We start from the raw sequence: 23,529 nt of genomic DNA, 5'->3' as shown, positions 1-23,529 counted from the left end.
GCCTATTTAACGACGGCCTAATGAACAAGCAGTCCTAAAAGCAGTCTTGGTAACATGTCAGAATTTTCCGAAGCGCCTCATGGCGTTTCGCTACCTTGAGATAGCCGTCCTCCATGTTTGGTTCCAACGACGACAAGAAGACCCCAGCCGCGGCTGGAGAAAAGAAAGGCCTGTTCGGATGGCTGCGTAAAAAGCCGCAGGAAGCCGTAGAACCTGCGCCAGAGTTATCCACAGCCCAGCCCGAGCCGGTTACCGAAGCGACGCCGCCTGTCGAGCCGCCTCGCGCCCCTGAACCTTCACACGAAGCCGCCACGCCAGAGCCTCATGGGCATGTGCAGCCGGGTGAGCCGGCTCCGCAGCCCTGGCTGACCTTGCCGGTGGCTGAAGAGCCCGTGGCCTTCACCGATGAGCGTGACGTTCATGTCACGCCGCCGATTGCGCAGCCGGTGCATGTGGCTCCCGAGCCTGCTCCGCTGCCGGAAGCTGCGCCAGCCGTTGTGCCTGAGCCTGAGCCCGTTGCAGTGGTCACGCCGGTTGCCGCTCCTGTGGTGGAGCAGCCGGTTGTTCCTGTTGCCGCACCGGTCGCCGAGCCTGTTGCCGAAGCCGCGCCAGTTCCAGCTCCCGTCGAGCCCGTAGTGGCCGAGGTCCCCAAGGCGGGCTTCTTCGCCCGTCTCAAACAGGGGCTGTCGAAAACCAGCGCCAGCATTGGCGAAGGCATGGCCAGCCTGTTCCTGGGCAAAAAGGTCATCGACGATGATCTGCTGGAAGAAATCGAAACCCGTCTGCTGACCGCCGACGTGGGTGTCGAAGCCACCTCCGTGATTATCCAGAGCCTGACCCAGAAGGTTGCGCGCAAGCAATTGACCGACGCTCAGGCGCTGTACACCTCGCTGCAAGGCGAGTTGGCGACGATGCTCAAGCCTGTCGAACAGCCTCTTGTCATCAAGGCCGAGCACAAGCCGTTCGTGATTCTGGTGGTGGGCGTCAATGGCGCCGGCAAGACCACGACCATCGGCAAGCTGGCCAAGAAGCTGCAGCTCGAAGGCAAGAAAGTCATGCTGGCGGCGGGGGATACCTTCCGTGCCGCAGCGGTGGAGCAATTGCAGGTCTGGGGCGAGCGCAACCAGATACCGGTCATCGCCCAGCACACCGGCGCCGATTCGGCCTCGGTGATCTTTGATGCCGTGCAGGCCGCCAAGGCCCGTGGCATCGATGTGCTGATCGCTGATACGGCAGGTCGTCTGCACACCAAGGACAACCTGATGGAAGAACTGAAAAAGGTTCGTCGGGTGATCGGCAAGCTGGATACCGAAGCGCCTCACGAGGTTTTGCTCGTCCTGGACGCCGGCACCGGTCAGAACGCGATCAATCAGGCCAAGCAATTCAACCAGACGGTCTCCCTGACCGGCCTGGCACTCACTAAACTCGATGGCACGGCAAAAGGCGGTGTGATCTTTGCCCTGGCCAAGCAGTTCGGCCTGCCGATCCGTTATATCGGCGTGGGTGAGGGTATCGACGATTTGCGTACCTTCGAAGCCGAACCCTTTGTTCAGGCTCTGTTTGCGGAGCGGGAGCGTACATGATTCGTTTCGAGCAGGTCGGTAAGCGTTATCCGAATGGACATGTCGGATTGCATGAACTGAGCTTTCGAGTACGTCGCGGTGAGTTCCTGTTCGTTACCGGCCATTCCGGCGCCGGTAAAAGCACCTTGCTGCGCCTGTTGCTGGCCATGGAGCGCCCGACAACTGGCAAATTGATGTTGGCCGGTCAGGATCTCGGGCAGATCAGCAACGCCCAGATCCCGTTCCTGCGGCGCCAGATCGGTGTGGTGTTCCAGAATCACCAGTTGCTGTTCGACCGCACCGTTTTCAACAACATCGCACTCCCTTTGCAGATTCTGGGGCTTTCCAAGGTCGATATCGCCAAGCGTGTGGATTCGGCGCTGGAGCGCGTGGCCTTGTCCGACAAGGGCGATCTGTATCCCGGCGACCTGTCCACAGGTCAGCAACAGCGCGTCGGTATTGCCCGTGCCATCGTGCATCGCCCGGCCTTGCTGCTGGCCGATGAGCCCACCGGTAACCTCGACCCACGATTGGCCGCGGAAATCATGGGCGTGTTTGAAGATATCAACCGGCTGGGCACCAGTGTATTGATCGCCAGTCACGACCTGGCACTGATCGCACGTATGCGCCATCGCATGCTGACCCTGCAGCGCGGTCGTCTGATCGGTGACGGGGAGGCCGGAGCATGAGTGCCACTCGCAGCCCCAAGGTTTCGGATCGCGTCGCGCCCAAGGCCGCAGATCCAGCACCCCAGAAACAGAAGAAGCGCCAGGATCACGATGATGACGGTCCGGACTTCAACACCCTGCTGGCGGCCTGGCTGGAAAGCCATCGCTCCAGCCTGCTCGACAGCCTGCGCCGTCTTGGCAAGCAGCCGATCGGCAGTTTCTTTACCTGTCTGGTGATGGCGATTGCCCTGAGCCTGCCTATGGGCCTGTCATTGCTGCTGAACAATGTCGAGCGCCTGGGCGGTTCCTGGCAGCGTGCGGCGCAGATCTCTATCTACATGCACCTGAACGCCAATGCGGCCGATGGCGCCCGTTTGCGTGACGAAATCAAGGCCATGCCCGGCGTTGCCGAAGCCGAGTACATCAGCAGCGAGCAGGCTCTGGGCGAGTTCCAGCAGCAGTCCGGGCTGGGCGAGGCGCTCAAGGAATTGCCACAGAACCCGTTGCCGGGTGTGGTGCTGGTCACGCCGACTGAAGTCGACAAGCCTGCACTTGAAGCCCTGCGCGCCCGACTGGCCGAATTGCCCAAGGTGGAACAGGCTCAGCTCGATCTGGTCTGGGTGGAGCGTCTTGCGGCGATTCTCAAGCTGGGCGATCGTTTCGTTTTCGGCTTGACGGTTTTGCTGGTTTCCGCTTTGCTGCTGGTTATCGGTAATACCATCCGTCTGCATATCGAGAACCGCCGTACCGAGATTGAAGTCATTAAACTGGTAGGCGGTACAGACAGCTATGTGCGCAGGCCTTTCCTTTATATGGGCGCGTTGTACGGTTTCGGGGCGGGTTTCCTGTCCTGGGGAGTACTGGCGTTTGGCCTGGACTGGTTGAATGATTCGGTCGTTGGATTGGCCGGCCTGTATGGAAGCGACTTCGCGCTGGCGGGTGTTCCCCTGGCCGACGGTCTGTCGCTCTTGCTTGGTGCGGTCCTGTTAGGGTATATCGGTGCTTGGATTGCGGTCGCCCGCCATTTGCGAGAGCTGGCGCCACGTTAAAGTGAATTTTGTTTAACCCATTGACTATTCAGCAGAGGGAACTTGTCTAGCGGTTCCCCGGTCAACTTTCGCAGTGCTGAACTGCACGAGTCATGAGTTGGAGGTTTTTTCGGTATGACCACTTCTTTGCAACCTGCATATGCATTAGTCCCGGGTGCGAACCTGGAGGCCTATGTGCACACGGTGAACAGCATTCCCTTGCTGACGCCTGAGCAGGAGCGTGAACTGGCTGAGAGTCTCTACTATGACCAGGATCTGGATGCGGCTCGTCAGATGGTCCTCGCTCACCTGCGTTTCGTCGTACACATCGCACGCAGCTATTCGGGTTACGGTCTGGCACAGTCCGACCTGATCCAGGAAGGCAACGTTGGCCTGATGAAGGCCGTCAAACGCTTCAACCCCGAGATGGGCGTGCGTCTGGTGTCGTTTGCCGTGCACTGGATCAAGGCGGAAATCCACGAGTTCATCCTGCGCAACTGGCGTATCGTCAAGGTCGCCACGACCAAGGCGCAGCGCAAGCTGTTCTTCAATCTGCGCAGCCAGAAGAAGCGTCTGGCCTGGCTGAACAACGATGAAGTGCATCGCGTGGCCGAAAGCCTTGGCGTCGAGCCTCGTGAAGTGCGCGAGATGGAAAGCCGCCTGACCGGTCAGGATATGGCCTTCGATCCGGCCTCCGAAGCCGATGATGACAGCGCATTCCAGTCGCCGGCCAACTACCTGGAAGACCATCGCTACGATCCTGCGCGTCAGTTGGAAGATTCCGACTGGAGCGACAACTCCACGGCCAATCTGCATCAGGCTCTGGACGTACTGGACGAGCGCAGTCGTGACATCCTCTACCAGCGCTGGCTGGCAGAAGAAAAAGCCACGCTGCACGACCTGGCGCAGAAGTACAACGTCTCCGCCGAGCGTATTCGCCAGCTCGAGAAGAGCGCGATGAACAAGCTCAAGACCTCGATAGCTGCGTAATACGCAAAACGCCCTGATAATTCAGGGCGTTTTTGTATCTATGTTTCGCGAATGAATTCGCTCCCACGGTCAAAAGCAATCAATTACAGCTTCCGGCTATTGTTCAACTCCGCCAGATACCCATCCCCACCCAACTGACGCATCTGCTGACGAATCCAGCCTGCACGGCGTGAAACATAGCTGCTGGGATGGCTGGCGCTCCATTGGCGCGGGTTGGGCAGTACGGCGGCCAGGTAGCTGGCCTGTTGCATCGACAGGGCGCTGGCGTTGATGCCGAAGTGATGCTGCGCCGCAGCCTGTGCGCCGAATACGCCTTCATCCCATTCGACGCTGTTGAGGTACACCTCAAGAATGCGTTCCTTGGACCACAGCAGCTCGATCAGGGCCGTGAACCAGGCTTCCAGCCCTTTGCGCAGATAACTGCGTCCCGACCACAGAAACAGGTTTTTCGAAACCTGCTGGCTCAGGGTGCTGGCCCCGCGTATCGAACCACCGCGCTCGTTGTGCAGGATCGCCGCCTGAATGGCGCTGATATCAAAACCCCAGTGCTCGGCGAACTTCTGGTCTTCACCGGCAATGACCGCGATTTTCAGGTTGTCGGAAATCTTGTTCCACGGCTGCCAGGAGCGCTGCAGATCAATGGGCTCGCCATCGACCCATGATTCAATCTTGCGCTCGATCATCAGCGCCGTACCCGGTGGTGGCACCCAGCGCAGGACAAGAACCAGAACGAAACTGCCCGCTGCGAACCACAGCAGGATTTTGGCGACACGATGCAAGAGAAAACGCAGCATAGAGATGGCTTGGCCGAACCCGTTGAGCGGGCCATTATACAGACCGTGCGCCATTGGACGATTTTTGACTGGAGATCCTTGATGCTTCGTAGCTTCTTGATGCTTGCTGCCTTTTTCGGTTTTACCGGTGTAGCCCTCGGCGCATTCGCTGCCCACGGCCTCAAAGGTCGCCTGAGCCCCGAGTACCTGGCGATTTTTCACACCGGCGTGCTTTACCAACTGGTGCATGCGCTGGCCTTGCTGGGCGTGGCTGTGCTCGCGGCCCAGATTCCCGGTCGGCTGGTCACCTGGGCCGGTTTTTCCTTTGCCATTGGCATCGTGCTGTTTTCCGGCAGCTTGTACGCGCTGACCCTCAGCGGCATCGGCAAGCTGGGGATCGTGACGCCATTCGGCGGCCTGGCTTTCCTGATCGGCTGGCTGACGCTGGGCGTTGCGGCCTGGCGTCTGGGTGGCATATCCCAGTGAGCACCAGTCGCGCTTGAGACGAATGGCTCGGCTTTGCCTTGGTCATACCGGCTGATCGGGCTAGAATGCTGGCCCCTAAAATGATGGCTGCTATCGCGCATGCACATTCAGTTGAACGGTGAATCCTTTGAATTGCCCGATGGTGAAACCGTCGCGGCGTTGTTGGCTCGTCTGGATCTTGCCGGACGCCGGGTGGCCGTCGAGCTGAACCTGGATATCGTGCCCCGCAGCCAGCATGAATCCACAGTCCTGCGCGAAGGCGATCAGGTCGAAGTGGTCCATGCCATCGGCGGCGGCTAGCCCCGGTACAGCAATGACCCCCTTGTGCTAGTTAAGAGGATTTCCGATGAGCAATGTTCGCAGCGACAAGCCATTCATCCTGGCCGGTCGGACCTTTGAGTCGCGTCTGCTGGTAGGCACCGGCAAGTACGCGGATATGGAACAGACCCGCCTGGCCATCGAAGCCTCGGGTGCTGAAATCGTCACGGTCGCCGTGCGGCGCACGAACCTGGGCCAGAACCCGGGCGAGCCGAACCTGCTGGACGTCCTGCCGCCGGACCGCTACACCATTCTGCCCAATACGGCGGGCTGCTTCGATGCTGTGGAAGCGGTGCGTACCTGCCGTCTGGCCCGCGAACTGCTCGACGGGCGCAATCTGGTGAAGCTGGAAGTGCTGGCCGACCAGAAAACCCTGTTCCCCAACGTGATCGAAACCCTCAAGGCTGCCGAAGTGCTGGTCAAGGACGGTTTCGACGTGATGGTCTACACCAGCGACGACCCGATCATCGCCCGTCAACTGGCGGAGATCGGCTGTATCGCCATTATGCCGCTGGCCGGCCTGATCGGTAGCGGCCTGGGAATCTGCAACCCGTACAACCTGCAGATCATCCTGGAAGAAACCAAAGTGCCCGTGCTGGTGGATGCCGGTGTCGGTACTGCTTCCGACGCAACCATCGCCATGGAGCTGGGTTGCGAAGCCGTGCTGATGAACTCGGCCATTGCCCATGCCCAGCAGCCGGTCATGATGGCCGAGGCCATGAAGCACGCTGTAATTGCCGGTCGTCTGGCGTACCTCGCCGGGCGTATGCCAAGAAAACTCTATGCCAGCGCATCTTCGCCGCTGGATGGCCTGATCAAGTAAGAGCCCGTTGATGACTGATTCGCACGTTCCACACCCAGAGTCGCCTGCTACCGAAGAAGGCGAAGAGCGCCATCACCGCCGCATCAAGAGCTTTGTGATGCGCGCCGGTCGCATGACCGAAGGCCAGCAGCGCGGTCTGGATCAAGGTCTGCCGAAGTTCGGTTTGCAGCTGACTGACGCGCCGGTTGATTTCGACCAGGTGTTCGGTCGCTCGGCGCCGCGTACTCTGGAAATCGGCTTCGGCATGGGCCACTCGCTGCTGGAAATGGCGGCGGCTGCGCCAGAGCACGATTTCATCGGTGTCGAAGTGCATTCGCCGGGTGTGGGCGCGTTGCTCAATGGCGCGCTGACTCAAGGCCTGACCAACATTCGGGTCTACGATTGTGACGCGATTGAAGTGCTGAACCGCTGCGTCGCCGATAACAGCCTTGACCGTCTGATGCTGTTCTTCCCTGATCCGTGGCACAAGAGTCGTCACCACAAGCGCCGCATCGTGCAGCCTGAGTTCGCAGCACTGGTGCGCAGCAAGCTCAAGGTCGGCGGCGTGTTCCACATGGCCACCGATTGGGGGCCTTACGCCGAATACATGCTGGAAGTGATGAGTGCAGCGCCTGGCTATCGCAATCAGGCTGAAGACAACCAGTATGTGCCGCGCCCTGCCGAACGCCCGATCACCAAGTTCGAGCGCCGTGGCGAGCGGTTGGGACATGGTGTCTGGGATCTGAAGTTCGAGAAGCTGGCTTAAAACCGGTTCGCGGATAAATCCGCTCCTACAGTGTGGGAGCGAATTCATTCGCGAACAGAAGAAAACTATTTACGATCCGCAATCACACCAATCAACACCAGCACCACCAACAGAACCGGCGCCAGGCTGTAGTTGTTGAACTGGCTCAGGCCACGCACCACCCACGGCGTGGCATAGATCAGTGCCAGACCACTGCCGATCGTGCACAGCAGGGCCAGAAGCGGGATGCGCAATGCACCTGTCATGCTGCTGATGCGCTGTTCGATCCACACCTTGAAGTCCGAGCCGAACAGCACCAGCAGACAGCCCACCAGCGCCAGTGCAATGTCTGAAAGATTGCTGCGACTCCAGCGCGAGACGGTGGCGAGCAGATCGAGTATGAGATCCATGCAGGGTCCTTAGATCAGAAAGTATTGCAGCAAGTCATTGAGGAATAGCTGGCCTTGCGGGGTCGCAACCAGACGGGTCGGGTCGGCCTGCAGCAGACCGCGTCGTTCGGCTTGCTGGCGGGCGCTGGCCAGTGAATCGACGTTTAGACCTGTTCTTTCGCGAAATAATGCAGCGTCCACACCATTTGTGAGACGCAGCGCATTCATCAGGAATTCAAAGGGCAATTCTTCGACGCTCAGCAGCTTGGAACCGGCCTGGAACGGCTTTTCCGGATTGAGGTAATCCTTGGGCAGGCGCGTTTTCCAGGTGCGGACAATCCGACCGTCCGGATGGCTGAGCTTGCCGTGGGCGCCCGCACCGATACCGATGAAGTCGCCGAAACTCCAGTAATTGAGGTTGTGCCGCGCAGCCTTGTCGGGCTGTGCGTAGGCCGAGACTTCGTATTGCGTATAACCGCTGTCTGCCAGCAGTTGCTGGCCGGTTTCCTGAATATCCCAGAGGATGTCGTCTTCGGGCAAAACGGGCGGCTGGTTCCAGAAGACCGTGTTGGGCTCCAGCGTCAGCTGATACCAGGACAGATGCGTCGGTGCCAGGGCGATGGCCTGGCGCAGGTCGTTCAGGGCCTCGTCCTGGGACTGGTCCGGCAGGCCGTGCATCAGGTCAAGGTTGAAATTGTCGAAGCCGGCCATGCGCGCCATGTCGGCGGCGCGAATGGCTTCGTCACCGTTGTGAATCCGCCCCAGCGCCTTGAGCTTGGCTTCCTGGAAACTTTGGATGCCGATGGACAGCCGGTTGATGCCCAGCCCGCGATAGGCGCTGAATTTGACCTGCTCGAAGGTGCCGGGGTTGGCTTCCAGGGTGATTTCGATGTCGCTGGCAAAGCGGATGCGCTGCTCGACACCGGCCAGCAGTCGGCCCAGGGCTTCAGCGCTGAACAGGCTGGGTGTGCCGCCACCAAAGAAGATCGAGCGCAGCTCCCGGCCATGAACATGCGGCAGGTCCTGATCCAGGTCCGCCAGCAGCGCATCGACGTATTCCTGCTCCGGCAGCACGGGGCTTGCGGTGTGGGAGTTGAAGTCGCAGTACGGGCATTTGCGCACGCACCACGGGATATGGATATACAGCGACAGTGGTGGCAGTTGCGCCAGGGCCGTCCTCGGACTTTCGGACGAGAAACCCGCCTCACCCAGAAACAGAGGCTGCGCAGGTGGATCGTGAATCATTGCAGGCCCAGGCGTTGACGCAGTATGGCCATGGCGCGAGCGCGATGGCTGAGCTGGTTTTTCTCGGTCGGGCTCAGCTCGGCACTGGAGCAGTTGCGCTCGGGCACCCAGAACAGAGGGTCGTAACCGAAGCCGTGTTCGCCGCTGGCCGCATGCAGGATGCGCCCGTGCCACAGGCCTTCGCAGAGGATCGGCAACGGATCGTCGGCATGGCGAACCAGCGCCAGCACGCAGACGAATTGCGCGCCGCGTTGCTCGTCTGGCACGTCTTTCAAGACGTCCAGCAGCTTGGCGTTATTGGCTGCGTCACCCTTGCCGTCGGCATAGCGGGCTGAATAGATACCCGGCGCACCACCGAGAAAGTCCACCGCCAGCCCCGAGTCGTCGGCCAGTGCCGGCAGACCGGAAAGGCGCGAGGCATTGCGGGCCTTGAGAATCGCATTCTCGACGAAGGACAGGCCGGTTTCTTCCGGCTCGACATGGCTGAACTCGCCCACGGAGCGCAATTGCACGCTGTCGCCCAGCATGGCCTGGAGTTCTTTGAGTTTGCCGCCGTTGTGGCTGGCCAATACAAGTTGCGTGAGGTTCATCATTGGCCCGGGAAAAGCTCTTGATTGAAACTGAAGCGATGGGTATCGCTGCCAGTCTTGACGTGAATGTCGAAGGTCCGGTTTTCCTGCTGCGGTACAGGGTATTGCGCGATGTAGTAGACCGCGCCGGGTTCGGTGATCTGCTTGAAGCTCAAGGGGATCGAGGCGCTGGTCAGGTCTTTGACCGTACCGCTGACCTGTGCCGCTTGTGGCTTGCCATCCTTGATCACGGAAATATTGATCACGCCCTGGTTCTTGCTGCGGATCAGCTCGACGCCTTTGGCGATTTCCGGCTGCAGGAAGGTCGAGTTGAAGGTGGAGTAGTGAACGGTTATGTCACCAAACCTTTCCTGTCGCTCGCCCTTGATGGCATCGGCTGCCAGCGCAGGCAGGCCCAGACAGGCAGTCAGCAGGAAAATGGCCAGGCGACTCATGTTCGTTCTCCTCCAGAAGCTGTGAATCAGACAGCGACCTGATGTTCCGGCAGGCCGGGGCTGCTGACCCGGTAAATGCCGATTTCACCCAACAGATTAGGCCATAGCTTGCTGGCCCACCCATGACGGTGCTGTTGATCGACGGCAAGCCTGTCGATCACCCGTGCCTCGCGCTCGCGGCACAGCTCTTCAAAGTCTTCAAAGGTGCAGAAGTGAATGTTCGGCGTGTTGTACCAGGTGTACGGCAGGAACTCGGATACCGGCATGCGGCCCTTGCTCGCCAGATACCAGCGGCAGCGCCAGTGGCCGAAGTTCGGGAAGGTAATGATGCACTGGCGACCCACACGCAGCATCTCGTCGAGGATGCGGTCCGGGTAGTGCACGGCCTGCAGGGCCTGGGTCATGACCACGATGTCGAAGCTGTTGCTGGCAAAGTTGCCCAGGCCCTTGTCCAGGTCCTGCTCGATCACGTTGATGCCCTTGGCCACGCACTCGGCAATGTTGTCCGGGTCGTTTTCCAGGCCGTAGCCGGTGACCTGCTTGTTGTCGCGCAACCAGGTCAGCAGTTCGCCATCGCCGCAACCCAGGTCGAGTACGCGGCTGCCAGCGGGGATCCATTCCTGGATGATCTCAAGATCGGCTCTCATGGCGTCCTCACAACGAAATTCGGTTCATGTAGTTACCGAAAGCCTGCAGGTAGCGCGGGATCGGGATCAGGAAGGCGTCGTGCCCTTGAGGCGCGTCGATTTCCAGGTAGCAGACGTCCTTGCGGGCCGCCATCAAGGCGTCCACCAGTTCCCGCGAGCGGGCAGGCGAGAAACGCCAGTCGGTGGTGAAAGACATCACGCAGAACTTCGCCTTGGCACTGGCGAAGGTCTGCGCCAGATTGTCATTGAAGTTCGCGGCCGGGTCGAAGTAGTCCAGCGCCTTGGTCATCAACAGGTAAGTGTTGGCATCGAAGCGCCCGGAAAACTCTTCGCCCTGATAGCGCAGGTAGCTTTCGACCTGGAATTCCACGCTATGGAAGTCGTAGTTGAGCTTTTCACTCTTGAGGCCACGGCCGAATTTCTCGCCCATGGAGTCATCCGACAGGTAAGTGATGTGCCCGACCATGCGCGCCAGCATCAGGCCGCGCTTGGGGATCACGCCGATTTCCTGGAAGGAGCCGCCATGGAATTCAGGGTCGGTGAGGATCGCCTGACGCGCCACTTCGTTGAACGCGATGTTCTGTGCCGACAGCTTGGGTGCCGATGCGATTGCCAGGCAATGGCGCACACGGTCCGGGTAGCTGATGGTCCATTGCAGCGCCTGCATGCCGCCCAGGCTGCCGCCGACAATGGCTGCCCACTGCTCGATACCCAGCCGGTCCGCCAGACGTGCCTGGCTGTTGACCCAGTCTTCCACGGTCACGACAGGGAAGTTGGCGCCGAAGGGCTTGCCGGTTTCCGGGTCGATGCTGCTGGGGCCGGTCGAGCCGTTGCAGCCGCCGAGGTTGTTCAGGCTGACCACGAAGAACTTGTTGGTATCGATCGGCTTGCCGGGGCCGATGCAACTGTCCCACCAGCCCGGCTTGCGGTCTTCAGTGCTGTGGAAACCCGCAGCATGATGATGACCGGACAGTGCGTGACAGATCAGTACGGCGTTGCTGCGCGCAGCATTGAGCTGGCCGTAGGTTTCATAGATGAGGTCATAGGCTGGCAGCGAACGTCCACAGGCCAGTGCCAGGGGTTCGCTGAAATGTGCCAGTTGCGGTGTGACCAGACCGACAGAATCGTGGGGAAAGACCGTGGGCATCGACCCTGCTCTCGCTTGAATGAGGCGTAAGTCTAAAGATCGCGGGGGGGAGCGGCAACAGAGGAAAGCTTTTCGCGGATGAATCCGCTCCCACACACAATCTCGTGGGAGCGAATTCATTCGCGAACAACCATCAGATCAGCATGCGCAGAACCTGCGGCATCATGCTCATGGCAGCCAGGTTGTTGATGACCAGCATGTCCAGCAGCTTGAGGGCCAGGAAGGCGAAGATCGGCGACAGGTCCAGGCCGCCCAGGTTGGGCAGGAACTTGCGGAACGGTGCCAGTGCAGGCTCGCAGATCTGGTTGACCAGTTCGGCACCCGGGTTGTGGCTGCCCGGTGCGACCCAGGACAGGATCACGCTGATGATCAGGGCAAAGAAGAATATCTTCAGGAACAGCGCCGTCACGCCAATGATTGCCCAGATCAGCAGGTGCAGCGGGTCACCGGTGGTGCCGTAGCTCAGCAGCAGGGTCAGGGCCATGAGGATCAGTTGCACGATGATCGCGAGCACCAGAGAAGACATGTCCAGGCCGAACAGGCTCGGGATGATCCGGCGCAGAGGCTTGAGCAATGGCTGTGTGGCTTTGACGGTGAACTGGCTCAGCGGGTTGTAGAAGTTCGCCCGCACCAGTTGCAGCACGAAGCGCAAGAGGATGATCAGCAGATAGAGACTGCCAATGGTTTGCAGGACGTAAATTGCAGCGGTGTTCAATCCAATCATCGATCTGCTCCGGAAAGCCTGGAAAATTATTTACCCAGTAATTCGGCCAATTCTGCCGAACGATTATCAGCGGCGCTGAGGGCCGTTTCTACCAGTGCTTCAAAACCGCCTGCCTGGAACGCCTTGATGGCGGCCTCCGTGGTGCCGGCAGGTGAGGTCACGCGGCGACGCAATTCGGCGGCATCCACATCACTGCCGGTTGCCATCAACGCGGCTCCCAGAGCGGTTTGCAGGGTGAGCTTTTTGGCAACGTCTTCGGGCAGGCCCAGTTTTACGCCCGCCGCTGTCATTGCCTCGATCATCAGGAAGAAATACGCCGGGCCGCTACCGGAGACAGCGGTCACGGCATCCAGTTGTTTCTCTTCGTCCAGCCAGACCGCGATGCCCACCGCCGACAGCAACTGCTCGGCCTGCTCGCGTTGTGCGGCGCTGACCTTGTCGGTGGCGTACAGGCCGCTGACGCCCTGGCGCAGCAAAGCCGGCGTGTTGGGCATGCAGCGTACGATAGGCGACTCGCCCAGCCACTGAGTCATGCTGGCGCAAGTGATGCCTGCGGCAATGGAGACTATCAGTTGTTGAGGCTTGAGGCTTGGGCGCAGGGCTTCGCAGACGGCTTTCATCATTTGCGGTTTTACAGCCAGCAGCACCACATCCGCGCCTTCGATGGCTTCTGCGTTGTCGGCGACCACGGTGATGCCGTGCTCGGTTGCGATGCGCTCGCGGGTTTCGGCACCCGGATCACTGGCGCGGATCAGTGCGGCTTCCACGCCCTGGGCGCGCAAGCCGCCGATCAGGCTGGCTGCCATGTTTCCGGCGCCGACAAAGGCGATACGAGTCTTGCTCATGAAAGAGATCCTTGTATGTGGGTTATGGCTGGCCGTAGTCACGGGCGCCAAAAAGGGCAGTGCCGATCCGCACCCAGGTCGCGCCTTGGGCAATGGCGGCTTCCAGGTCGTGGCTCATACCCATGGAAAGTGTGTCCAGTGGCAGGTTCAGTTGTTCTTGCAGTGTACGGACCGCAGCAAAGGCAGCGTTCTGTTCGGCGCTGTCATCTGTGGGTTCGGGAATCGCCATCAGCCCGCGCAGCTTCAGGCGGGGCAGTTCGTTTATGGCTGCGGCCAGGGCTGGCAGGTCCTGAGGCGTACAGCCAGACTTGCTCGCCTCGCCGCTGACATTGACCTGAATGCAGATATTGAGCGGCTCAAGGTGCTCGGGGCGTTGCTCGGACAGGCGTTGAGCGATTTTCAGGCGGTCCACGGAATGTACCCAGGCGAAGTTCTCGGCGATAGCGCGCGTCTTGTTCGACTGAATGGGGCCGATGAAATGCCAACACAAGGGCAGGTCGGTCAATTCCTGCTGTTTGCCCAGGGCTTCCTGCAAATAGTTTTCGCCAAAATCGCGCAGGCCGGCGGCAAAGGCTTCGCGCAGGTCGCCTGACGGCTTGGTCTTGCTGACGGCCAACAGGCCGATTGCGGACGGGTTGCGTTGCGCGGCGTGTGCCGCTGCGCGAATTCGTTCTTCGAGCGTTGAAATGTTCGCTGCTATCGTGGACATTGATTTGCGCCAGCAGGGCTAAAGTCTGCGGCATTCTATGTGATTGAGGAGCTGTATGGATATTACCGAGCTGCTGGCTTTCAGTGCCAAACAGGGCGCGTCGGACTTGCACCTCTCTGCGGGCCTGCCGCCGATGATCCGTGTGGACGGCGATGTGCGGCGGATCAACCTGCCGCCGCTGGATGCCAAGGAGGTCAAGGCGCTGATCTACGACATCATGAACGACAAGCAGCGTCAGGCGTTCGAGGAGTCCCTGGAAACCGACTTTTCCTTTGAGGTGCCGGGTGTCGCCCGTTTCCGGGTCAACGCCTTCAATCAGAACCGTGGCGCAGGCGCGGTATTCCGGACCATTCCCTCCAAGATCCTGAGCATGGAAGACCTGGGCATGGGGGAAGTGTTTCGCAAGATTACCGACGTGCCTCGCGGCCTGATTCTGGTGACCGGGCCGACCGGTTCGGGCAAGTCGACCACGCTGGCGGCGATGATCGATTACCTGAACTGCAACAAGCATCACCATATCCTGACCATCGAAGACCCTATCGAATTCGTTCACGAATCCAAGAAGTGCCTGGTCAACCAGCGTGAAGTGCATCGCGATACGCTGGGCTTTTCCGAGGCCTTGCGCTCGGCCCTGCGTGAAGACCCTGACGTGATTCTGGTGGGTGAGCTGCGCGACCTGGAAACCATTCGCCTGGCGCTGACGGCTGCTGAAACCGGCCACCTGGTCTTTGGCACCTTACACACCACCTCGGCGGCCAAGACCATCGACCGTGTGGTCGACGTGTTTCCGGCGGAGGAGAAATCCATGATCCGCTCCATGCTTTCCGAGTCACTGCATGCCGTGGTTTCGCAGTCGCTGCTCAAGAAAGTGGGGGGTGGGCGTGTGGCAGCTCACGAAATCATGATGGGCACGCCCGCGATTCGTAACCTGATCCGTGAAGACAAGGTGCCGCAGATGTACTCGGCCATCCAGACGGGCGGGTCGGTGGGCATGCAGACGCTGGATATGTGTCTGGCAGATCTGGTGAAGAAAGGGCTGATTACCCGCGAGAGTGCGCGGGAGCGGGCCAAGGTGCCTGATAACTTCTGATTGAGGGCCTGTCTGTGATGAGACAGGCCTTCATGCGTTATCGCTGGGCGAGATGGATGGGCGCTGCCTGCTTGGGCAGAACGCGCTTGGCGATCTTGTAGTGGCTGTTCCAGTACGGCTTTTTCAGCGTATCGACAGTCACTGCCTTGCCACGACGGGGTGCATGTACGAAGCGATCATTGCCCAGGTAGATGGCCACATGGTTGATCTTGCGGCTCTTGATATTGAAGAACAGCAGGTCGCCCGGCTTCAGATCCTTGCGATCGACCTTCTGGCCATGACCTTCAGCCATGGCATTGGAGGTGCGCGGCAGATCGACTTCCTGCACGTCGTTGAAGGCGTATTTCACCAGCCCGCTGCAATCCAGACCTTTGCCCGGCGTGTTGCCGCCCCAGCGATAAGGGGTGCCGACCGCTTGCAAGGCGCGCTTCACGACAGCATTGCCTTGTTTGGCATTGGCGGTCGATACGGCCTTGGTGGCTTTGACGTGCTTGGCTGAATTCTTTCCTGGTGCCGGTATCTGAGTGTCGGTGGCACTTTGAAACTTGAGAGGGATAGAGGCTTCCAGCGGGATAGTGCGAGGTGTGATGACTGGAGAAAAGTGGCTCTTGGCGGTATAGCCGGTGAAGCTCGCAGGAAGCTGTTGCTCACGGTTGGTGGCGTGGGCGGCCAGAGGCATAAAAAGGCAAATGGTTAGCCATGTCTTGAAAAAGGGACGCATTTTGCAAGGCTCATAGTGGTCAGCGCGCAACTTTATAACAGCTTTTCGATCAAACCTGACCCCATTTGTCGACCCGATCACACTCGCATCGTTACGTTTTGTGCGACAAACTCTTTCGGTTCCCGGCTCAATCCCTTTGCTGACAAGGGGTTGGCTCATCCACTAGCGACGTACTGCCATACGTCGGAACGCCTCGTGGAAGTCACAAAATTCACACATATTTTTTTCTATCAGCTCAAAGAGGTAAGAAATGAACAGCTATCGACCGGATACGCACAGCAAGCTTTTGGGGTATCTGCTGTGGATTGTCGGCTTTCTGGGGGCGCATCGTTTTTACTATGGCAAGCCGGTGACCGGGACTATCTGGTTCTTCACCTTCGGCTTGTTGGGGATTGGCTGGCTGATCGACCTGTTTCTGATCCCGTCCATGGATCGCGAAGCCGACCTGCGCTTCAATCAGGGCTCGACCGACTACAACGTGGCGTGGCTGTTGCTGACCTTCCTGGGCATTTTCGGTGTTCACCGCATGTATCAGGGCAAGTGGATTACCGGGTTTATCTACCTGCTGACAGGCGGGCTGTTCCTGCTGGGCGTGCTTTATGATTTCTGGACGATGAATAACCAGATATCCATCAAGAACGCGCAGCGCGGTTGAGGGTAATACCGATCAGTTAACACAAACAAAACGTGTGGGAGGCAGCTTGCTGGCGAAAAAACCTGCAACCGGCAGATATTCCGCGTCGTACGCTGAAGTCGCCAGCAAGCTGCCTCCCACAAAGTAATTTATTGACCTTAAATGATCGGCATTACCCGGTAGGAGCTACGCGCTGTAACTGATCCGTCCATCCACCAGCGTGTAACGCACCGCTCCGGGCAGGCAATGGCCCAGGAACGGGCAGTTGTCGCCTTTGGACAGCCATTTCTCGCCGGCAACCGTCGAAGCTGCCGGATCGAACAGCACCAGATCAGCCGCCGAACCCGCGCTCAATTGCCCGGCTGGCAGGCGCAAGGCGGTTGCAGGGCCGGAGCTCAGGCGGGCGATCAGGGTGGGCAGGTCGAGCAGGCCATCTTCAACCAGCGTCATCGCCAGCGGCAGCAACAGCTCGACGCTGCTGATGCCCGGCTCTGTCGCACCGAAAGGTGCCAGCTTGGCGTCACGCTCGTGAGGCTGGTGATGGCTGGAGATGGCCTGGATCACACCGGATTTCACGGCTTCACGCAGACCGTCGCGGTCAGCGCGGGTGCGCAGTGGCGGCTGGACGTGATACAGGCTGGAGAAGTCGATCAAGGCTTCATCGGTCAGTATCAACTGATACAAGGCCACATCGGCGGTCACCGGCAGGCCGCGGGCTTGCGCCTGGGCGATCAGGGCTGCGCCGCGGGCGCTGGTCAACTGGCTGAAGTGCGCACGAACACCGCTTTGTTCCACCAGCAGCAGGTCCCGGGCCAGCGCCACGGTTTCCGCTGTTTCCGGAATGCCTGCCAGACCCAGGAAGCTGGCAGTCGGGCCCTCATGGGCCAGGCCGCCTTCAGCCAGGTCGCGATCCTGAGAGTTGAAAATCACCGTCAGGTCGAAGGTCGCCGCATATTCCAGCGCCCGGCAGAGGGTACGGGTATTGCTGAAGCTGCTCAGGCCATTGCCGAATGCCACGCAGCCGGCATCGCGCAGAGCGATGAGTTCGGCCAGTTGTTCGCCTTCCAATCCTTTGCTCAAGGCGCCGACAGGGAAAACCTTGCTGTAACCGGCTTCGCGAGCGCGGTCCAGGATCAGTTCGGCCACTGCCGAGGTGTCGAGGACCGGTTTGGTGCGCGGTGGGCAGCACAGGCTGGTCACGCCGCCTGCCGTTGCCGCACGGGTTTCGCTGGCGATGGTGCCTTTGCGGCTGTAACCCGGCTCGCGCAGGGAGACATTGAGGTCCACGAGGCCGGGTGCGGCCACCAGACCGTTGGCGTCGATGGTCTGTGTCGCCTCGAAGCCTGACGGAGCAGCGCCGATGGCGAGGATCTTGCCCGCTTCAAGGTGCAGATCCGTGATTTTATCCAGCCCGCTGACCGGGTCGATGACGCGAGCGCCGAGAATGCTGAGCTTCACAGGGCGTTCTCCTGCTCGAATTGTCGTTGTGCGGTTTGTCCGCTCATGGCCATGGACAGTACGGCCATGCGCACGGCGATCCCGTAGGTCACCTGATTGAGAATGACGGAGTGCGCGCCGTCGGCCACGGCCGATTCGATTTCCACGCCTCGGTTGATCGGGCCTGGGTGCATGACGATGGCATCCGGCTTGGCGCCCGCCAGACGTGCAGTGGTCAGGCCAAACAGGCGGTAGAACTCGCCTTCGCTGGGCAGCAGGCCGCCGGTCATGCGTTCGCGTTGCAGGCGCAGCATGATGACCACGTCCACATCCTTCAGGCCTTCGGTCAGGTCCGTGTAAACCTTGACCCCGTACTGTTCGATGCCGATGGGCAACAGGGTTTTCGGCCCGATGACACGGATGTCCGGGCAACCCAGCGCCTTGAGGGCCAGCATGTTGGAGCGCGCCACTCGCGAGTGCAGGATATCGCCGACGATGGCCACCGACAGGTTCTCGAAACTGCCTTTGTGGCGACGGATCGTCAGCATGTCGAGCATGCCCTGGGTCGGGTGCGCGTGACGGCCGTCGCCGCCGTTGATGATCGCCACTTCCGGGCACACGTGCTCGGCAATGAAGTGGGCTGCGCCGGAGTCGGCATGGCGGACGACAAACATGTCGGCAGCCATGGCTTCCAGATTGCGCAGGGTGTCGAACAGCGTCTCGCCCTTGCTGGTGGAGGACGTCGACACGTTGAGGGTGATGACGTCCGCCGACAGCCGCTGGGCGGCGAGTTCGAAGGTGGTCCGCGTGCGGGTCGAGTTCTCGAAGAACACGTTGCAGACGGTCTTGCCACGCAACAGCGGGACTTTCTTCACCGCACGGGCGCCGACTTCAAGGAAGGAGTCAGCCGTGTCGAGGATTTCGGTGAGCAGCTCGCGGGGCAAGCCGTCCAGAGACAGAAAATGGCGCAGCTGACCCTGATGGTTGAGTTGCAGCGGGCGCTTGGCGTCGAGAGGCGTCATCGCAAGGGACTCTTAAAGGGCTGAAGCGGTGGAAAGGTCTTGAAGCTCGAGCGCCAGCGGCTCGGGGCCGGTCAGCTTGACGCGCTCGTCGGGGGCCAGGGACAGCGATGCGCCCACCACGTTGGGGCGAATCGGCAGTTCACCGGCGTCCAGATCCAGCAGGCAGACCAGCGTGACACTGGCCGGGCGTCCGTAATCGAACAGTTCGTTGAGGGCTGCACGAATGGTGCGCCCGCTCATGAGCACGTCATCGATCAGGACCAGGTGCTGGCCTTCGATCTCGAAAGGCAGCTCTGAGGGGCGAACCTGAGGATGAAGGCCGTTCTGGCTGAAGTCGTCGCGATAGAAGGACACATCCAGTGTGCCGAGGGGCGTGTCGTTTTCCAGGGCCTTGAGCAGCGCCTGTGCGACCCATACACCGCCGGTGCGGATGCCGATGAAACGAGGGTCGTTGATGCCGCGCTTGCTCAGGTGAGCGCTCAGGTCGGTAGCCATCTGACGAATCAGATCGCTGGGGTTGGGCAAGCTCATGATTGCTCCTTGATCAAAGGGCCGGGCACTGCCCATCGGGCAGGCTGCTCAGGCGGAAACTTGAAATCCGGGTATCTCGAAGCTGTTCTGGCCCGAAAAGTCACGCATTCAACAACTCGGGATGGGCATCCAGCCAGCCTTGCAGCAAAAGCGCGGCGGCGATGGCATCCACGGGATTGTCGCGATAGCTGCTACCACGCTGACCGCCACGGGCCATGCGTTCGCCCTTGGCTTCAAAGGTGGTCAGGCGTTCATCGTGGGTGTAGACCGGAATGTTGAAGCGGCCATTGAGCTTGCGCGAGAACTTTTCGGCCCGGGCGCTCATTTCACTGGGCGTACCGTCCATGTTCAGCGGCAGGCCGACCACGATGGCATCGGGTTTCCACTCGGTAATCAGCGCCTGAACCTTGTCCCAGTCCGGGACGCCGTTCTGGGCCTTGAGCGTGCACAGCTCGCGGGCCTGACCGGTAATGGCCTGGCCGACCGCAATGCCGATCTGTTTGGTGCCGTAATCGAAACCCAGGAGCAGGCGCAATGCAGCCATCAGGCGTGACCTGCCTGGGTAGAGAGCAGATTCAGATTGATCCCCAGGCGCGCTGCCGCAGCGTCGAGCCGCAGTTCGCTGTCGACCTCGAACAGGATGGCCGGGTCGAAAGGGCAGGTCAGCCAGGCATTGGCGGCCATTTCGGCATCCAGTTGACCCGCGTCCCAGCCGGCGTAGCCCAGGGCGATCACATTTTGATCAGGGCCGTAGCCGTCGGCGATGGAAAACAGCACGTCCTGTGACGTGGACAACGAAATGCCGCCCAGCTCGACCGTTGCCTGAAATATCTGGCCGCTTGGGTGCAGCACGAACCCGCGGTCGGTCTGTACCGGGCCACCGGAATGAATGGGGATGTGCTGGCAGCGCACGGGAGCGGGCAGCTCCGGTCGCAACTGTTCGAGCACATCGGCCAGGCTCAGGCTCTGCGGGCGGTTTATCACCAGACCCATTGCACCATTGGCGTTGTGCTCGACGATATACGTCAAGGTTTGCGCGAAGTTCTGATCGTGCATGTGAGGCATGGCGATCAGGAACTGATGCTTGAGATAGCTCGGGGATAGTTTTTTCATGAGCCTTAGTGTGGCGCTGCCGGGCAGACCTGACAACTGTCAGTTATGGCAGCCTTGCGATTTGTGAAGGAACGGTCAGTTACTGGACAGCTTGTCACCCCGTGCAAACTTCCAGGTGCGGATGATTTCCAGCCGATCGATGTCGGCCAGATCGCCGGTGAACGGCGAAAATGGCGCTGCCAGACGTACAATTCGCTGAGCGGCCTGATCCAGCAATGGATGGCCCGAGGACTCCAGCACCAGCACTTCATAGAGCGAGCCATCGTGATTGATCGAGACCAATAGCCGCAGGTTGCCGTAGATCTGCTGGCGGCGCGCTTCTTCCGGGTAATTCAGGTTACCGACCCGCTCGACTTTCTTGCGCCAGTCATCCTTGTACCAGGCGCCCTTGTCGCGCATGGTCGAGGCCGCATTGAGGCGATGGATCTTCGGTCGCTTGGCATAAAGCTGCTGTTCGGCCGACAGTTCGGCTTCCAGGCTGGCGATTTCATTGCTCAACTGCGAGCTGTCGAAGGAGGGCGCTTCCTTGACGGCCGGCTCGGGTTTGACTTCCTCGCGCTTGGCGGTCGTGTGCTGCGGGGAAGGGGCGACGGTGGCTACCGCGGTTTTCGGTGCTTCCTGTTTTTCCACAGGCTTGTTGGCCGGTGGTGGCGTCACCTTGTTGACCTTGGTGTCCTGATAGGGCGCGATTTCCGTGGTCTTGAGGGTTTCTGCCTTGTCCAGGGTGCCGCTGCCCTGTTGATTGTCCTGGGCCAGAAAGTCCGCCTGCTTGGGTTTTTCCTCGCTTTTGAACGTGGCGAGGGTGATTTCCAGCGTCTGGGAGATCTGTTCAGGTTTTACATAGGTGAAGCCCACGCCAAGAATCACCGCGGCATGAATAAGCGCGGCGATCATCATGGTGAAGCCCAGGCGATCCGCTGGACGCACCCCAACTGTCGAGAGTTCGAGGGGCAGGTCGTTTCTGGCCATGGATGTCATTGGCGGTTCAGTGTCTCGTTCAAAATCCGTTTCATCATAATTTCTCTTCGCGACTAAAGTCGCTCCCACACAGTCTGTACATAAGCAGGTGGGAGTAATGTCGATCAGTTAAGGTCAATGAATCACTTTGTGGGAGGCAGCTTGCTGGCGACTTTAGCGTACAAACGCAGAATATCTGCCAGTTTCAGGCCTTTATCGCCAGCAAGCTGCCTCCCACAAGTGATAGAAATTCCTTAACTGATCGGCATTACCAGGTGGGAGCGAATTCATTCGCGAAAGCCCTGCTCACCGAGCCTGAAGTTTCTTCTCGATCACGTCCATCAGCAAGCTGCCGATGTTGGTGCCGAAGGCGTTGTCGATTTCTCGGATGCAGGTCGGGCTGGTGACGTTGATTTCGGTGAGATGCTCACCAATCACATCCAGGCCGACGAAAATCAGGCCTTTTTCGCGCAAGGTCGGGCCGATCTGCTCAGCGATCCAGCGATCCTTTTCAGTCAGGGGGCGAGCTTCGCCACGCCCGCCAGCGGCCAGGTTGCCACGGGTTTCGCCTGCTGCCGGGATACGCGCCAGGCAGTAAGGGACGGGTTCGCCATCGACCATCAGGATGCGTTTGTCGCCGTCCTTGATTGCCGGCAGATAACCCTGGGCCATGATCTGCTGGGTGCCGTGGGCTGTGAGAGTTTCCAGAATCACCGACAGGTTCGGGTCGCCTGCGCGATGACGGAAGATCGACGCGCCGCCCATGCCGTCCAGCGGCTTGAGGATCACATCGCCGTGCTGCGCGGCAAATTCACGAATGATGTCCGGGCGACGGCTGACGAGCGTTGGCGGGGTGCATTGCGGGAACAGCGTGGCGAACAGCTTTTCGTTGCAGTCACGCAGGCTCTGTGGTTTGTTGACGATCAGCACGCCTGCACGCTCGGCCTGTTCCAGCAGGTACGTGGTGTAGACGAATTCCATGTCGAACGGCGGGTCCTTGCGCATCAGGATCACGTCCAGATCGTCAAGGCCGGTGTCGATTTCGTCCTGCAGTTCAAACCAGTGGGCCGGGTCGGCGAAGACCTTCAGCGGTTTCATCCGGGCGCGAGCCTGGCCAGCGTTCTGGTACAGGTCCTTCTGCTCCATGTAGAACAGCGACCAGCCACGTTCCTGCGCGGCAAGCAGCATGGCCAGCGAGCTGTCCTTTTTATAGGAGATGCGCTCAATGGGGTCCATGACAATCCCTAAGCGAACGCTCATGGGTAATATCCTCTGATCGATAACGGCCATGATGACCTTGAAATAGGCGTCAGGGTGGCGCTCCGATTGCTTCGGGTCAAGGGGCAGCGCTTTATGGATTGAGTCTGGAGAGTGTGCTAAAAAGGCTCGACATCCGCTCTTCTGCGCCATGGGTCGGCCAAACGCCACGATCCGGCGCCAGTGCCACGCAGAACACGCAGAAAATCGCTGCGGCGACGGAAGAACAGATATGGAACAGTACGCCACAGCATTGAAGGTCATGGTCATCGATGACTCGAAGACCGTTCGCCGTACCGCCGAAACGCTGCTCAAGAACGTCGGCTGTGAAGTCATCACGGCAATAGACGGTTTCGATGCGTTGGCAAAGATCGCCGATAATCATCCGCGAATCATATTCGTCGATATCATGATGCCGCGTCTGGACGGTTATCAGACCTGTGCACTGATCAAGAACAACAGGGCTTTCAAGTCGACGCCAGTCATCATGCTTTCTTCCAAGGATGGGTTGTTCGACAAGGCCAAGGGCAGGATCGTCGGTTCCGACCAGTTTCTGACCAAGCCTTTCAGCAAGGAAGAGCTACTGAACGCCATCAAGGCCCACGTGCCCGGTTTCGTTGCGGTAGAACAACAAATTTCGTGATGCCCGCGCCTGATCGCGGCTT

At 59.8% G+C, this 23,529-nt stretch carries 29 protein-coding genes; 11 read left to right on the top strand and 18 right to left on the bottom strand.

The features are described from left to right. Window positions 1-113 precede the first annotated feature (113 nt). The 4 genes from ftsY to rpoH all read left to right on the top strand — a co-directional run bounded on the left by ftsY (window position 114) and on the right by rpoH (window position 4,248). Window positions 114-1,583, top strand: a complete 1,470-nt coding sequence (gene ftsY, locus KQP88_RS23215; RefSeq protein ID WP_216704285.1) for a signal recognition particle-docking protein FtsY — start codon at window positions 114-116, stop codon at window positions 1,581-1,583. After that, window positions 1,580-2,251, top strand: a complete 672-nt coding sequence (ftsE, locus tag KQP88_RS23210; protein ID WP_216704284.1) for a cell division ATP-binding protein FtsE — start codon at window positions 1,580-1,582, stop codon at window positions 2,249-2,251. The genes ftsY and ftsE overlap by 4 nt, the downstream gene beginning before the upstream one ends. Then, the gene (gene ftsX, locus KQP88_RS23205) at window positions 2,248-3,279 is read left to right on the top strand and encodes a permease-like cell division protein FtsX (protein WP_200993717.1); all 1,032 of its coding nucleotides are present in this window, start codon (window positions 2,248-2,250) and stop codon (window positions 3,277-3,279) included. The genes ftsE and ftsX overlap by 4 nt, the downstream gene beginning before the upstream one ends. A 114-nt stretch (window positions 3,280-3,393) precedes the next feature. Next, on the top strand, window positions 3,394-4,248 hold the full coding sequence (rpoH, locus tag KQP88_RS23200; protein WP_198725241.1) for an RNA polymerase sigma factor RpoH: 855 nt from the start codon (window positions 3,394-3,396) through the stop codon (window positions 4,246-4,248). Between the two features lie 83 nt (window positions 4,249-4,331). Here rpoH and mtgA read toward each other — a convergent pair whose 3' ends face one another. Beyond that, entirely contained in the window at window positions 4,332-5,042 is a 711-nt protein-coding gene (mtgA, locus tag KQP88_RS23195; protein WP_200993716.1) for a monofunctional biosynthetic peptidoglycan transglycosylase, read from the bottom strand. 81 nt (window positions 5,043-5,123) lie between these two features. Here mtgA and KQP88_RS23190 point away from each other — a divergent pair, with 81 nt between their 5' ends. The 4 genes from KQP88_RS23190 to trmB all read left to right on the top strand — a co-directional run bounded on the left by KQP88_RS23190 (window position 5,124) and on the right by trmB (window position 7,393). Continuing rightward, window positions 5,124-5,507: a DUF423 domain-containing protein gene (locus tag KQP88_RS23190; RefSeq protein WP_200993715.1), complete on the top strand. Its 384-nt coding sequence runs from the start codon at window positions 5,124-5,126 to the stop codon at window positions 5,505-5,507. Window positions 5,508-5,606: 99 nt separating this feature from the next. Next, window positions 5,607-5,807 (top strand): sulfur carrier protein ThiS, encoded by a 201-nt coding sequence (gene thiS, locus KQP88_RS23185; RefSeq protein ID WP_117166447.1) that lies wholly within the window; start codon window positions 5,607-5,609, stop codon window positions 5,805-5,807. A 46-nt stretch (window positions 5,808-5,853) separates the two neighbouring features. Next, the gene (locus tag KQP88_RS23180; protein WP_025262283.1) at window positions 5,854-6,648 is read left to right on the top strand and encodes a thiazole synthase; all 795 of its coding nucleotides are present in this window, start codon (window positions 5,854-5,856) and stop codon (window positions 6,646-6,648) included. Between the two features lie 97 nt (window positions 6,649-6,745). Then, window positions 6,746-7,393, top strand: coding sequence for a tRNA (guanosine(46)-N7)-methyltransferase TrmB (gene trmB, locus KQP88_RS23175; protein ID WP_216706031.1), 648 nt, complete (start codon window positions 6,746-6,748; stop codon window positions 7,391-7,393). Between the two features lie 65 nt (window positions 7,394-7,458). On the opposite strand, the gene KQP88_RS23170 is transcribed toward trmB, so the two are convergent. The 9 genes from KQP88_RS23170 to KQP88_RS23130 form a co-directional block, all read right to left on the bottom strand. Further along, window positions 7,459-7,782 carry a DUF3392 domain-containing protein gene (locus KQP88_RS23170; RefSeq protein ID WP_117166444.1) on the bottom strand — a complete coding sequence of 108 codons (324 nt, stop codon included), beginning with the start codon at window positions 7,780-7,782 and terminating at the stop codon, window positions 7,459-7,461. Between the two features lie 9 nt (window positions 7,783-7,791). After that, window positions 7,792-9,006 (bottom strand): radical SAM family heme chaperone HemW, encoded by a 1,215-nt coding sequence (gene hemW / locus KQP88_RS23165; protein ID WP_253950523.1) that lies wholly within the window; start codon window positions 9,004-9,006, stop codon window positions 7,792-7,794. Continuing rightward, entirely contained in the window at window positions 9,003-9,599 is a 597-nt protein-coding gene (gene rdgB, locus KQP88_RS23160) for an RdgB/HAM1 family non-canonical purine NTP pyrophosphatase (RefSeq protein ID WP_038400085.1), read from the bottom strand. The genes hemW and rdgB overlap by 4 nt, the downstream gene beginning before the upstream one ends. Continuing rightward, window positions 9,596-10,030, bottom strand: a complete 435-nt coding sequence (locus KQP88_RS23155) for a DUF4426 domain-containing protein (protein WP_200993712.1) — start codon at window positions 10,028-10,030, stop codon at window positions 9,596-9,598. Before KQP88_RS23155 ends, rdgB begins: the two co-directional genes overlap by 4 nt. Window positions 10,031-10,056: 26 nt before the next feature. Continuing rightward, on the bottom strand, window positions 10,057-10,677 hold the full coding sequence (gene metW / locus KQP88_RS23150; protein ID WP_117166441.1) for a methionine biosynthesis protein MetW: 621 nt from the start codon (window positions 10,675-10,677) through the stop codon (window positions 10,057-10,059). Window positions 10,678-10,684: 7 nt separating this feature from the next. Further along, a complete protein-coding gene (metX, locus tag KQP88_RS23145; RefSeq protein WP_200993711.1) occupies window positions 10,685-11,824 on the bottom strand; it encodes a homoserine O-succinyltransferase MetX in 1,140 nt (379 codons plus the stop codon). 133 nt (window positions 11,825-11,957) lie between these two features. Beyond that, window positions 11,958-12,548: a YggT family protein gene (locus tag KQP88_RS23140; protein WP_200993710.1), complete on the bottom strand. Its 591-nt coding sequence runs from the start codon at window positions 12,546-12,548 to the stop codon at window positions 11,958-11,960. Window positions 12,549-12,574: 26 nt separating this feature from the next. Continuing rightward, window positions 12,575-13,393 (bottom strand): pyrroline-5-carboxylate reductase, encoded by an 819-nt coding sequence (proC, locus tag KQP88_RS23135; RefSeq protein ID WP_200978651.1) that lies wholly within the window; start codon window positions 13,391-13,393, stop codon window positions 12,575-12,577. A gap of 22 nt (window positions 13,394-13,415) precedes the next feature. Then, complete coding sequence (locus tag KQP88_RS23130) at window positions 13,416-14,102, bottom strand: YggS family pyridoxal phosphate-dependent enzyme (RefSeq protein ID WP_025262273.1); 687 nt, start codon at window positions 14,100-14,102, stop codon at window positions 13,416-13,418. A 55-nt stretch (window positions 14,103-14,157) separates the two neighbouring features. Between KQP88_RS23130 and KQP88_RS23125 the strand changes: the two genes are divergently transcribed. Further along, on the top strand, window positions 14,158-15,192 hold the full coding sequence (locus KQP88_RS23125) for a type IV pilus twitching motility protein PilT (protein ID WP_025262272.1): 1,035 nt from the start codon (window positions 14,158-14,160) through the stop codon (window positions 15,190-15,192). Window positions 15,193-15,229: 37 nt separating this feature from the next. Here the strand turns inward: KQP88_RS23125 and KQP88_RS23120 are convergent, their stop codons facing one another. Next, window positions 15,230-15,913 (bottom strand): C40 family peptidase, encoded by a 684-nt coding sequence (locus KQP88_RS23120; protein ID WP_200993707.1) that lies wholly within the window; start codon window positions 15,911-15,913, stop codon window positions 15,230-15,232. 250 nt (window positions 15,914-16,163) lie between these two features. Between KQP88_RS23120 and KQP88_RS23115 the strand changes: the two genes are divergently transcribed. Continuing rightward, window positions 16,164-16,568, top strand: coding sequence for an NINE protein (locus tag KQP88_RS23115; protein ID WP_216704283.1), 405 nt, complete (start codon window positions 16,164-16,166; stop codon window positions 16,566-16,568). 165 nt (window positions 16,569-16,733) lie between these two features. Here the strand turns inward: KQP88_RS23115 and KQP88_RS23110 are convergent, their stop codons facing one another. The 7 genes from KQP88_RS23110 to gshB all read right to left on the bottom strand — a co-directional run bounded on the left by KQP88_RS23110 (window position 16,734) and on the right by gshB (window position 22,867). Beyond that, window positions 16,734-18,005 (bottom strand): dihydroorotase, encoded by a 1,272-nt coding sequence (locus KQP88_RS23110; protein ID WP_216704282.1) that lies wholly within the window; start codon window positions 18,003-18,005, stop codon window positions 16,734-16,736. Beyond that, entirely contained in the window at window positions 18,002-19,006 is a 1,005-nt protein-coding gene (locus tag KQP88_RS23105; RefSeq protein ID WP_117166432.1) for an aspartate carbamoyltransferase catalytic subunit, read from the bottom strand. The genes KQP88_RS23110 and KQP88_RS23105 overlap by 4 nt, the downstream gene beginning before the upstream one ends. Window positions 19,007-19,018: 12 nt before the next feature. Further along, complete coding sequence (pyrR, locus tag KQP88_RS23100) at window positions 19,019-19,537, bottom strand: bifunctional pyr operon transcriptional regulator/uracil phosphoribosyltransferase PyrR (protein WP_095068380.1); 519 nt, start codon at window positions 19,535-19,537, stop codon at window positions 19,019-19,021. A 100-nt stretch (window positions 19,538-19,637) separates the two neighbouring features. Beyond that, window positions 19,638-20,081 carry a Holliday junction resolvase RuvX gene (gene ruvX, locus KQP88_RS23095; RefSeq protein WP_025262265.1) on the bottom strand — a complete coding sequence of 148 codons (444 nt, stop codon included), beginning with the start codon at window positions 20,079-20,081 and terminating at the stop codon, window positions 19,638-19,640. After that, on the bottom strand, window positions 20,081-20,650 hold the full coding sequence (locus KQP88_RS23090; RefSeq protein ID WP_095068379.1) for a YqgE/AlgH family protein: 570 nt from the start codon (window positions 20,648-20,650) through the stop codon (window positions 20,081-20,083). The genes ruvX and KQP88_RS23090 overlap by 1 nt, the downstream gene beginning before the upstream one ends. Window positions 20,651-20,725: 75 nt before the next feature. Next, a complete protein-coding gene (locus KQP88_RS23085; protein WP_200995252.1) occupies window positions 20,726-21,628 on the bottom strand; it encodes an energy transducer TonB in 903 nt (300 codons plus the stop codon). A gap of 285 nt (window positions 21,629-21,913) precedes the next feature. Continuing rightward, window positions 21,914-22,867: a glutathione synthase gene (gshB, locus tag KQP88_RS23080; protein ID WP_216704281.1), complete on the bottom strand. Its 954-nt coding sequence runs from the start codon at window positions 22,865-22,867 to the stop codon at window positions 21,914-21,916. A gap of 229 nt (window positions 22,868-23,096) precedes the next feature. Here gshB and pilG point away from each other — a divergent pair, with 229 nt between their 5' ends. Next, window positions 23,097-23,507 carry a twitching motility response regulator PilG gene (pilG, locus tag KQP88_RS23075; protein WP_025262261.1) on the top strand — a complete coding sequence of 137 codons (411 nt, stop codon included), beginning with the start codon at window positions 23,097-23,099 and terminating at the stop codon, window positions 23,505-23,507. The last annotated feature ends 22 nt before the right edge of the window (window positions 23,508-23,529 follow it).

Source organism: Pseudomonas lijiangensis, from assembly GCF_018968705.1.
In the GTDB taxonomy this organism is placed as follows: Bacteria; Pseudomonadota; Gammaproteobacteria; order Pseudomonadales; family Pseudomonadaceae; genus Aquipseudomonas; species Aquipseudomonas lijiangensis.
The sequence above is the reverse complement of the archived record's forward strand: the minus strand, read 5'-3'. Positions and strand labels throughout refer to the sequence as shown.

Bases quoted from the DNA above. Each gene is read 5' to 3' on its own strand.
- pyrR (WP_095068380.1), bottom strand. From the start codon at position 19,537: ATGAGCTTGCCCAACCCCAGCGATCTGATTCGTCAGATGGCTACCGAC.
- KQP88_RS23120 (WP_200993707.1), bottom strand. From the start codon at position 15,913: ATGCGTCCCTTTTTCAAGACATGGCTAACCATTTGCCTTTTTATGCCT.
- trmB (WP_216706031.1), top strand. From the start codon at position 6,746: ATGCGCGCCGGTCGCATGACCGAAGGCCAGCAGCGCGGTCTGGATCAA.
- ftsY (WP_216704285.1), top strand. From the start codon at position 114: ATGTTTGGTTCCAACGACGACAAGAAGACCCCAGCCGCGGCTGGAGAA.
- KQP88_RS23115 (WP_216704283.1), top strand. From the start codon at position 16,164: ATGAACAGCTATCGACCGGATACGCACAGCAAGCTTTTGGGGTATCTG.
- KQP88_RS23155 (WP_200993712.1), bottom strand. From the start codon at position 10,030: ATGAGTCGCCTGGCCATTTTCCTGCTGACTGCCTGTCTGGGCCTGCCT.
- KQP88_RS23085 (WP_200995252.1), bottom strand. From the start codon at position 21,628: ATGACATCCATGGCCAGAAACGACCTGCCCCTCGAACTCTCGACAGTT.
- KQP88_RS23170 (WP_117166444.1), bottom strand. From the start codon at position 7,782: ATGGATCTCATACTCGATCTGCTCGCCACCGTCTCGCGCTGGAGTCGC.
- KQP88_RS23125 (WP_025262272.1), top strand. From the start codon at position 14,158: ATGGATATTACCGAGCTGCTGGCTTTCAGTGCCAAACAGGGCGCGTCG.
- ftsX (WP_200993717.1), top strand. From the start codon at position 2,248: ATGAGTGCCACTCGCAGCCCCAAGGTTTCGGATCGCGTCGCGCCCAAG.
- KQP88_RS23130 (WP_025262273.1), bottom strand. From the start codon at position 14,102: ATGTCCACGATAGCAGCGAACATTTCAACGCTCGAAGAACGAATTCGC.
- KQP88_RS23105 (WP_117166432.1), bottom strand. From the start codon at position 19,006: ATGACGCCTCTCGACGCCAAGCGCCCGCTGCAACTCAACCATCAGGGT.
- proC (WP_200978651.1), bottom strand. From the start codon at position 13,393: ATGAGCAAGACTCGTATCGCCTTTGTCGGCGCCGGAAACATGGCAGCC.
- gshB (WP_216704281.1), bottom strand. From the start codon at position 22,867: ATGAGCGTTCGCTTAGGGATTGTCATGGACCCCATTGAGCGCATCTCC.
- rdgB (WP_038400085.1), bottom strand. From the start codon at position 9,599: ATGATGAACCTCACGCAACTTGTATTGGCCAGCCACAACGGCGGCAAA.
- KQP88_RS23190 (WP_200993715.1), top strand. From the start codon at position 5,124: ATGCTTCGTAGCTTCTTGATGCTTGCTGCCTTTTTCGGTTTTACCGGT.
- rpoH (WP_198725241.1), top strand. From the start codon at position 3,394: ATGACCACTTCTTTGCAACCTGCATATGCATTAGTCCCGGGTGCGAAC.
- KQP88_RS23090 (WP_095068379.1), bottom strand. From the start codon at position 20,650: ATGAAAAAACTATCCCCGAGCTATCTCAAGCATCAGTTCCTGATCGCC.
- KQP88_RS23140 (WP_200993710.1), bottom strand. From the start codon at position 12,548: ATGATTGGATTGAACACCGCTGCAATTTACGTCCTGCAAACCATTGGC.
- KQP88_RS23180 (WP_025262283.1), top strand. From the start codon at position 5,854: ATGAGCAATGTTCGCAGCGACAAGCCATTCATCCTGGCCGGTCGGACC.
- metX (WP_200993711.1), bottom strand. From the start codon at position 11,824: ATGCCCACGGTCTTTCCCCACGATTCTGTCGGTCTGGTCACACCGCAA.
- thiS (WP_117166447.1), top strand. From the start codon at position 5,607: ATGCACATTCAGTTGAACGGTGAATCCTTTGAATTGCCCGATGGTGAA.
- metW (WP_117166441.1), bottom strand. From the start codon at position 10,677: ATGAGAGCCGATCTTGAGATCATCCAGGAATGGATCCCCGCTGGCAGC.
- ruvX (WP_025262265.1), bottom strand. From the start codon at position 20,081: ATGGCTGCATTGCGCCTGCTCCTGGGTTTCGATTACGGCACCAAACAG.
- pilG (WP_025262261.1), top strand. From the start codon at position 23,097: ATGGAACAGTACGCCACAGCATTGAAGGTCATGGTCATCGATGACTCG.
- ftsE (WP_216704284.1), top strand. From the start codon at position 1,580: ATGATTCGTTTCGAGCAGGTCGGTAAGCGTTATCCGAATGGACATGTC.
- mtgA (WP_200993716.1), bottom strand. From the start codon at position 5,042: ATGCTGCGTTTTCTCTTGCATCGTGTCGCCAAAATCCTGCTGTGGTTC.
- hemW (WP_253950523.1), bottom strand. From the start codon at position 9,006: ATGATTCACGATCCACCTGCGCAGCCTCTGTTTCTGGGTGAGGCGGGT.